This window comes from Streptomyces sp. NPDC054866 (assembly GCF_053610745.1).
In genome coordinates, this window is the sequence record NZ_JBSGZA010000008.1 from 347,926 (window position 1) to 356,276 (window position 8,351).

Here is an 8,351-nt window from a genome sequence, read left to right on the forward strand (position 1 = left end):
TTGGATGAGCAGCTGAAGTTCTCTCGAGCTGGCCGAGTTCGACCGCCGCATCGTGTCGGGATGGGAAGCGCCCGAATGCCAATCTGACCTGCGTCTTGTGTGCCCTGTGGTGGCTGGATCTCCGCGTGTGAGCGTGGCAGCGCCGGTGAAAATCGGGTGCCGCGTGAAGGGCGGCCCGCCAGGATGAGGTTCATGACGGGTGAGACGCGCGTGGGGAGCCAGCAGGACGTGGGAGAGGCGGGACGCCCGCTTGCCTTGGTCACAGGGGCGGGACGTTCGTCGGGGATCGCGGCGTCCGTGGTACTGAATCTGGCTCGGGCCGGGTGGGATGTGGCCTTCACGTACTGGACTCCGTACGACGTGCGGATGCAGTGGGGCATGGAGCCGGGGGCGCCCGAAGAGCTGCAGAAGAAGGTGGCGTCCCTTGGAGCGAGAACGTTTGCCGTCGAGGCGGATCTGAGTGACCCGGACGTACCGGCTCAGCTCTTTGACAGCGTCGAACGTGAACTTGGAAACGTCACCGCGCTGGTGCTCTGTCATTGCGAGTCGGTCGACTCCGGCCTGTTGGACACCACGGTGGAGAGCTTCGACCTTCACTTCGCGGTCAATGCGCGGGCAACCTGGCTGCTGATCCGGGAGTACGGGCTGCGGTTCCGCGGACGGCATGGCAGCGGGCGCATCGTCAGCCTGACCAGCGACCACACCGCAGGCAACCTGCCTTATGGGGCGAGCAAGGGAGCAATGGACCGCATCACGCTGGCGGCCGCCCATGAGCTCGCCCGCCTGGGAGTGACCTGCAACGCGATAAATCCCGGGCCGACCGACACCGGGTGGATGACTGGCGAGCAGAAGGCGGACCTGATCCGTGTCACGCCCCTGGGGCGCCTCGGTGTGCCGCAGGACTGCGCGAATCTTGTCTCGTTTCTCTGCTCTGCAGAGGGCGGTTGGATCAACGCCCAGCTTCTCCAGAGCAACGGCGGCCTTGAGTAGCCGAGCGCGTGTTGCTATGGCTCGCGGGCGCTTCCGGCCGGCGACAACGGCGGCGTAGGCGCCCCAGTCCCCGGCCGCGGCTCTTTCCCTCCGTCTCCTCGACGTGGTCGACGGTGAGCGGGAGATCGCCGCTGGTCACTGGGCATTGAGGAGCAACAGCAGGTCCCCCAGCAGCCGGACCCGTACCACTGGCCAGAAGCCGGCCGCTGATGTACACGGACCGGGCCGCGGTGAAGGCGAATGCTGCTTCTGGCGGTCAGCTGGTCCTCGTGGTGGTGTCGGCTGCGGCAAGTGGGTTCCTGGTACCGGGTCAACATGCCCAAGGGGTGGGTCACCGCTCACTACGTCAAGGCGCAGGGCCTCGTACTCAACTGCGAGTAATGCCAAGGGCCTTGGCCTCTCGCCGCCTTCGAGCAGCCCGGCCTTTTCACGGCCGACTTGCGGGATTTCGCACGAAAGCTGCGGTGAGGTTATGTCCCGACAGGCCCCGACAGGCCCCGACAGGCCCCGACAGGCCCCGACAGGCCCCGACAGGCCCCGACAGGCCCCGACAGGTCAGCAGACGCTGTCGGTCGGCTTCGGGTTGCCCAACCCGAACAGCGGACGTAGGCGCAGGCCGGCCCAGGTGCCGAGGATCGCTACGGCGGCCCAGATCCAGCCGTGCAGGGACCCGGAAGCGATGCCGGCCAGGTAGGCGCCGATGTTGCAGCCGCCGGCGAGACGAGCGCCGACGCCCATCAGGATGCCGCCAATGACGGCGGCGAGCGCGGTGCGGGCGGGGATGTTGCGGTGCAGCTGCCACACGCCGCCGGCGGCCGCGGCGACGGCCGCGCCGATCATGATGCCGATGTCGGTGAGGCTGGTCTTGTCAGCCAGCACCGGCCCCGACAACTGGGCCGCGCTGCCGGGCTGTTGCCAGAACGCCCAGGACTCCGGCGCGCCGCCGAGCACGCCGACGACCTTCGAGCCCCACAGGGCGAATGCGCTGGTGACACCCCAGGCACCGCCGGAGACGAGCAGCACGCCGGCGCCGAGCAACGCAAGGACCACGGCGCCTGCGGCCAGCGGCCAGGAACCCCGCACCGTACGACGCAAGACACCGCGCGCCGAGGGCGGGTTACCGACCGGCGGGGGAGTGCGGCGGGCCTGCACGACGCGGGCGATGAACCAGATCCCGGCGAGCACCGCGATCGTCATCGCCCAGGAGCCGAACCAGCCGATGTGGTCGGACAGCACATACGGGTCGAGCGCGGGCAGATCGTTCCAGAGACCGAACTGCCAGGCGGCGAGGGTGGAGCCGGTGATGAAGCCGAAGAGAGTGAGCACGATCGTGCCCTGGCCGGAACCGACGGCAAAGAGGGTTCCGGAGGCGCAGGCGCCGCCGAGCTGCATGCCGATGGCGAAGAGGAAGGCGCCGACGAGCAGCGCCACTCCGATCGGCCCGGCGCTGGGCGCGGGCACCGAACCGAACAGGCCGCTGCCAGTGCCGATGACCAGGGCGAAAAGCGTCGCGGTGGTGCCGAGCAGCAGAGTGTGGGCCCGCAGCCCGGTGCCGTTGCCGACGGCCACCAGCTGACGCCAGGCGGAGGTGAAGCCGAACCGGGAGTGGAACAGGGCGAACCCCAGCCCGAGGCCGAGCAGCAGCAGGACGCCGGGCTTGGCCCCGTGCTCCGCGAAGACGTAACCGGTGAGTACGACCCCGATGGCGCCGGCAACCGTCAGCGGCACCCGCCGGACCGGCGGCGCGGCCTCGGCCTGAGGGGCGGGGGCGGAGGTGGGGGCAGGAGTGAGCAGGGCGGTCCGGGGCGGCGCCCCGACATCGGCAGCGGTGGTCAACGGGGTCTCCGGGAACGGGAGGGGATCGGACAGGCGAGGCTCGCGTGAGCGCGGAGCGAAGCGTCAGCGGCGACAGAGCGCGTCGTCGACGCTCCACGGCGTGGCCGCGAAGAGCGCGAGAGCGAGCTGACGGGCGGGTCCGAACATGCGCACCACCATAAGCATCCCTGCGGAGATCCCGGGACGCCGTCTCACATAGAGAACACCCGAACGAGACGGCGGGACGGACCGACTCCTGCAGCCCGCAGCACCCCACTCGTACACGAAATGCCCAGCCCGCAGCCTTCTGCAGCAGGCTTTAGTACGGCAGTCAGACGTCGTGGTTGGTCTGAGTTTCGCGCGGCCCCGGGCGGCGCGTCGGGCAGGTTCGACGGGTGTCAGTCGTCGTCCAGGTCCGACGGGTGTCAGTCGTCGTCGGCGATGAAGTCCGCTATCGCGGCGGCGACAGCTTCGGGCTGCTCGTCGGGGATGAAGTGTCCAGCGTCGGGCACGACAATTCGGGTGGTGTTGTCGGCCCATGGGCTGATGGAGGCGGCCATGTCCGGAACGGAGCCGTGGCTGCTGGAGATTCCGAGGATCGGCACCGTCAGGTGCCGATCCTTGAGTGCCTCGCGGTTCTTACGCGCTGACTCCGCGGCGTATCGGTAGTACGCGAGGGAGGCGCGCAGGCCGCCGTCGGCGGCGATGGCCTGCGCGTAGTGGTCGATCTCGGCGTCGTCGAACGTGTCAGGAGACAGGGCCTTCATCTTCAGGAACCAGCCGACGTACTCGCGTTCGCGGCCGGCAAGCAGCGTCTCGGGCAGGTCGGGCACGATGTGGAACGCGAAGTGCCAGGTTTTCCACGCCAGATCCGGGTCGGTGGGAATCGCCTCCGGGAGAGTGATACCGGGAATTCCGGCGTCGAGCAGAGCGACCCCGCGCAGGTAGGTCTCGAAGTTGAGGGCGAGGGAGAAAGCGACCCAGGCGCCGATGTCGTGGGCGACCAGGGTGTAAGTCGACACTCCGAGAGCCTTCACGGCGGTGTGGACCTGCGCGGCGACCGCGTGCGTGTCGTAGCCGCGCTCCGGACGCTCGGAGTGGCCCTGCCCGGGCAGGTCGATCGCGATGACGTGGAACCGGTGGGCGAGGTCGGGCATCACCTTTCGCCAGGCCCACCAGGTTTGCGGGAATCCGGCGAGCAGGACGACGGCCGGGCCGCTCGGCCGTCCGCCTTCGACGACATGAAGGCGGACGCCGTCCGCGTCGACCCAGCGGTGAGTGAACCCGGCCAGGTGCTGCAGGGGCAGGTCGCGGATGGGGTTGCTTTCGACGGCATGCGGAGTGCTGGTTGCCGGGCTGGTCACGGGGATCCTCCATCGGTGTCAGGTGTGCGGTTGGGGCGGTGTAGCTGACGCGGTGGCTGGGGGGCCACGTGGTGCGTTTCTCGCGCGGTCGCGAAGTGCGCCGTATGCCTGGCCATGACGATGCTTGAAGGCTACACATCTTGAACTGGTCGGTTCAAGATAGAATGGTGCGCAACACAGTCCGAACCATCGACGCATCGGCAAGGAAGTGCCGCGTGGCAGGCAAGAAGCAGTTCGACATGGACACGGCGCTCGACGCCGCGATGATCCAGTTCTGGCGCGTCGGCTACGCCGACACCTCACTGGACGATTTGTCTCGGGCAACCGGCCTGAACCGCAGTTCCATCTACTCCTCCCTCGGCGCCAAGGACACGCTCTTCCTGCGCTGCCTGGATCTGTACGCCGCGCGCTACGGCGAGAAGTACGACGACGCCCTGTCGTGTGCAGCCTCGGAACCCGTTGCCGCTGTTCGTGCGTTCTTCGACGTCACCCTCGAGCGCATCGCCGATCCCGAACTACCTGATGGATGCCTGGTTACCCAGTCAGCCATGGCAATCCCGGCGCTGAGCCCGAGCGTCGCAGCGCACGCCAAGCAGGCGCTCGGCCTCCAGCTCCTGCGCCTGCGCACCGCGCTGAAGGCCGGCCGACTGACCGACAAGGACGCCGAAGCCTTCGCTGTACACGTGGCGGCTGTGAACCAGTCGCTCGCCGTCATGAGCAGGGCCGGGGCGAGCCCGGCGCAGCTCCTGGCTGTCGTGGGCGTGACCGTGGACGCGCTGGCGCAGGCGTTGCGCGCGTAACGAATCTGAGGGCGCGTCAGTAGCCGCCCAGTACGACGGGCCATCCGCATGCCGGTTCTTCTCCGTGTCCCTCTCAGGGAGGGACCGGTGCCGGGGGAGTGAAACCGCGTTGCTGCGGTGCACGACGATCTCTGTGTCGCTCACCGCAGCGAGGCCGTGTCACAGGCGCTTCGTGCCTGTGACACCACCCCGAACTCGCGTACAGACCCAGCGAGTCCGGCGATGACGGCGTGACGGCCGCGATCGATAGATCTGGGGGAGTCGTCGCGGAGCGTTGCCCCGATGTTCGATCGTGAGGAGCCGGGTGCGCGTGAGACCGCGTAAGGGTTGTCGCCTTAGGTCCAGAGTCGACGCCCCCTCAGGTCTCAGGTCCCAGGTACCTCTCGGTCGGAGTCCACGACCGCTACCAGCGCAGGCTGGAACGATCTTCCGCGCAGCGGGCCACGCGCCACCAGGCGACGCACGGGGGCCATACCTGCGGACGCGGGGGAGCCGGGCATCGCCATCATCGAGTACGGGCGCAGCGTACCGATGTACCGATGACGTAGAACGCCCAGTCACGCTGAAGCATCGTGCTCCGTTGGGCTTCGTGCACTCCCGGAGATCAGCGTTCACGACGGCATGATGATCTACCGCATAGAGTGACCATGCGCCTGGCTGGTCTGTATCCGGCTGGTATGTACGAGGACTTCCGGCGGCGAGGGAACGAGGCTGCAATGAGTGGACTGACGAAGCCCGAGGTCGGCCTTCCGGAGGGTGATGCGCCCACCGAACTGACAACCCGCGACCTCGTCGTCGGGGACGGGCTTGAGGCGAAGCCGGGCAGGGTCGTCCAGGTTCACTACGTCGGGGTCACCTTCGAGTCCGGAAAGGAATTCGACGCCTCCTGGGACCGGGGTCAGACGTTCAAGTTCGCCGTGGGCGGTGGCAAGGTCATCAAGGGCTGGGACCGCGGAGTCAGAGGGATGAAGGTCGGCGGCCGGCGCGAGATCATCGTTCCCCCGCGCCTCGGCTACGGCAACCAGTCACCCTCGCCGTTGATCCCGGCGGGATCGACACTCGTTTTCGTGGTGGACCTGCTCTCCGTCGCGGTCTGAGTACAGCGCCGCGTCCCGGAGGGACTCGGACCGGGAGCCCGGTTGGTCGGCAGTGATGCTGGATCACAGCCAGGCGTTGGCCTCAGCGAACGTGTCCACCACGCGTGCCGGGGCCGACTGCCATGCCGGCACATCGAGAGCCTGGTTTTGAACGCCCGCTTGCGCGCGGACACTCGGCCCGCCTGCCCGCCGATCGCTCTCCGCGCTGACGGCGGCGGTTCAACACAGGCCCTACCAAGCACTTACGCAAGCACTTGCGACGTTCCTTGGCGCCCACGTACAACCCTTCGACCCCGCCACCGGTCTCTTGTTCGCCGACCCCACGCGTCACTCGGGACGACTTCCGGTGAACGGCGCGGCACCCCCACGCACCACTTGACCACGCACCTTTCGGCGCCCAGGTCACCAACTTGCCCACCGTCTGCGCCTCTTCACTCTCACCACCCTTCGGCTCACAAGGAACCCCAGAACCAATGCATATACGCACAACGACCTCGCTCGCCACCTTCCTGGTGGCGGGCCTCGTCCCTCTCACCCTGCCCGCCGCGGCAGCGAGCGCCGCACCCGCGAAGCACGGCGACGACTTCAACGGCGACGGCTACCGCGACTACGCGTACTCGAGTTTCAGCGCCAGAGGGGGCGGTGGCGTCACCGTGGTCTTCGGGACCGCCACCGGGCCCGGCTCCACACAGCAGCGCATCACCCAGGCGAGCCCCGGCGTGCCCGGCGGCGACGAGGCCGATGACATGTTCGGCGAGGTACGGGCCGCCGCGGACTTCGACGGTGACGGATACGGCGACCTCGCGGTGGCGGCGACCGGCGAGAACGGCTCCCACGGTGCCGACCAGGGCGCCGTGACGGTCCTGTGGGGCTCCGCCTCCGGTCTGTCCAAGGGCACGACTCTCCCGAACAAGAACCCGGGCCGCAACAACTACATGGGCAAGGACCTGGCGACCGGCGACTTCAACGGGGACGGCAAGCAGGACCTGGCCGTCATCAACGAATCCATGACCTACGTCTACCGCGGCCCGCTCAAGCGCTCCGGCACCACCGGCACCGTGACCAAGCTCGACAAGACGACGTCCTTCTACGCCTCGGCCCTGATCTCCGGCAAGGTCAACGGCGACAAGAAGACCGACCTCGCGATCATCGGTGACGTGGTCAGCTCCGAATCCATCGCGTCCGACGCTTGGTTCATCAAGGGTGGCGCGAGCTCGCTCACGCCGGGCAAGAGCCTGCGCCTGGAGTCCCAGTCCGGCAACGGCGGCAGCTCCGAACGCGGTGGTGACGGTGTCATCGCCGACTTCGACAAGGATGGCTACGGCGACATCGCCATCGGCACATCCCTCTACTCGAAGCACAAGGGTCGCGTCAGTGTCTGGTACGGCGCCACCAGCGGCCCGTCCCAAAGCGCCCGCCTCACCCAGTCGACGAGTGGCGTCGCGGGATCCCCGGAGAACTACGACGAGTTCGGTTCATCCGTCTCGGCGGGCGACGTCAACGGCGACGGTTACGCGGATCTCGCGGTCGGCGTGCGGGGCGAGGAGATCGACGGCCAGGACTACGCGGGCGGCGTGCATGTGTTCAAGGGGCGGGCGAGCGGCCTGCCCGGTGCCGGTTCGCAGTGGTTCGCCCGCAACACCCCTGGCGTGCCAGGTCCGTTGACGGCTGATGACCAGTTCGGTGGCCTGGTACGGCTGCGCGAAACGAACGGCGACGGAAAAGCCGACCTGCATGTGAGCGCCTTCGACTCTCTGCGGCTGCCCGGCTCAGCCAGCGGCATCACCACGGCGGGCGCGGCGGAGTACGACGCGGTGCCCATTGACAGCTTCTTGCAATAGCTTCCTAGGCGAACGGGCCGGCTCTTCACTCCGAGGGTCGACCGCTACAGCCAGATCGCGGTCCGCCCGAACCGGTACTGGGTGCCGGGCCGGCTGATCGGCAAGTGGGTCAGAGTCGTGCTTCACGCTTCTCACCTGGTGGTTTACGACAGGAACGTGGAAGCGGGCGGCCCGGCGCGAGCGTCTGATCGCGAAGGGCGCTTGCCGCCTGGATCTGGATCACTACCTGGAAGCTCCGATTCGTAAGCCGCGTGCCTCCCCCGGCGCGACCGCGCTCGAACAGGCCCGCTCTGCGGGCACGTTCGCTTGCCGGTTCCGACTCGGCGGGGGGGCCCCCCCCCCCCCCGGGGGCCCCCCCCCCCCCAGCGGAGCCGGGGCAGCCTGGTCTCGGGGGGCCCCTGAAACACGGGGGGGGCCCCCCCAAACAGTGGGCCGGGGCGTCGG

7 protein-coding genes are annotated in these 8,351 nt (G+C 68.3%); 5 read left to right on the plus strand and 2 right to left on the minus strand.

Going from position 1 to position 8,351, the window contains the following annotated elements:
• Positions 1-192 precede the first annotated feature (192 nt).
• On the plus strand, positions 193-990 hold the full coding sequence (locus ACWGI2_RS34730) for an SDR family oxidoreductase (protein WP_453699801.1): 798 nt from the start codon (positions 193-195) through the stop codon (positions 988-990).
• A gap of 555 nt (positions 991-1,545) precedes the next feature.
• Here the strand turns inward: ACWGI2_RS34730 and ACWGI2_RS34735 are convergent.
• Positions 1,546-2,826: a YeeE/YedE family protein gene (locus tag ACWGI2_RS34735; protein WP_453398307.1), complete on the minus strand. Its 1,281-nt coding sequence runs from the start codon at positions 2,824-2,826 to the stop codon at positions 1,546-1,548.
• A gap of 404 nt (positions 2,827-3,230) precedes the next feature.
• Positions 3,231-4,169 (minus strand): alpha/beta fold hydrolase, encoded by a 939-nt coding sequence (locus ACWGI2_RS34740; protein WP_453398306.1) that lies wholly within the window; start codon positions 4,167-4,169, stop codon positions 3,231-3,233.
• A 215-nt stretch (positions 4,170-4,384) separates the two neighbouring features.
• On the opposite strand from ACWGI2_RS34740, the gene ACWGI2_RS34745 reads away from it, so the two are divergent.
• From ACWGI2_RS34745 to ACWGI2_RS34760, 4 genes are all read left to right on the plus strand, one after another.
• Positions 4,385-4,969 (plus strand): TetR/AcrR family transcriptional regulator, encoded by a 585-nt coding sequence (locus ACWGI2_RS34745; RefSeq protein WP_453699802.1) that lies wholly within the window; start codon positions 4,385-4,387, stop codon positions 4,967-4,969.
• Positions 4,970-5,685: 716 nt separating this feature from the next.
• Positions 5,686-6,066, plus strand: a complete 381-nt coding sequence (locus tag ACWGI2_RS34750; protein WP_453699803.1) for an FKBP-type peptidyl-prolyl cis-trans isomerase — start codon at positions 5,686-5,688, stop codon at positions 6,064-6,066.
• A 473-nt stretch (positions 6,067-6,539) separates the two neighbouring features.
• A complete protein-coding gene (locus ACWGI2_RS34755; protein ID WP_453699804.1) occupies positions 6,540-7,907 on the plus strand; it encodes an FG-GAP and VCBS repeat-containing protein in 1,368 nt (455 codons plus the stop codon).
• A gap of 54 nt (positions 7,908-7,961) precedes the next feature.
• A complete protein-coding gene (locus ACWGI2_RS34760; protein ID WP_453699821.1) occupies positions 7,962-8,153 on the plus strand; it encodes a hypothetical protein in 192 nt (63 codons plus the stop codon).
• The last annotated feature ends 198 nt before the right edge of the window (positions 8,154-8,351 follow it).